This is a genomic window from Methylobacterium sp. J-090 (assembly GCF_022829345.1).
Classification (GTDB): Bacteria; Pseudomonadota; Alphaproteobacteria; order Rhizobiales; family Beijerinckiaceae; genus Methylobacterium.
Window position 1 is genome coordinate 1 of sequence record NZ_JAKSXV010000072.1, and the last position, 326, is coordinate 326.

Consider the following 326-nt stretch of genomic DNA (forward strand, 5'->3'; position numbering starts at 1 on the left):
TGTATTGCGCCCAATGTATCGCCATATCAAGGACGTCGAACACGAAGGAGTTTCGCCATGAAGTGGTCTGCCCCCGTCGTTCAGGAAATCTGCGGCGGCATGGAAGTCACCAGCGACGGTTCTGCGTAAATCGATCCCTTCAACTAGGGATCGGCGCCCCCCGGGTCGTCAGCTCAACCAAACCAATCCAAACCAGAAGAAACACCATGAAGTGGTCCTCCCCCATCGTCAAGGAAATCTGCGTCGCCATGGAAGTCACCAGCTACGAGTCGGCGGAAATCGATCCCTTCAACTAGGGATCGGCGCCCCCCGGGGCGTCAGCTCAA

At 57.1% G+C, this 326-nt stretch carries 1 protein-coding gene; it reads left to right on the top strand.

Going from position 1 to position 326, the window contains the following annotated elements:
• Positions 1-206: 206 nt before the first annotated feature.
• Positions 207-296, top strand: a complete 90-nt coding sequence (gene pqqA, locus MKK49_RS11250) for a pyrroloquinoline quinone precursor peptide PqqA (protein WP_244028394.1) — start codon at positions 207-209, stop codon at positions 294-296.
• Positions 297-326: the final 30 nt, after the last annotated feature.

Coding starts and splice junctions, on each gene's coding strand:
- pqqA (WP_244028394.1), top strand. CDS start 207: ATGAAGTGGTCCTCCCCCATCGTCAAGGAAATCTGCGTCGCCATGGAA.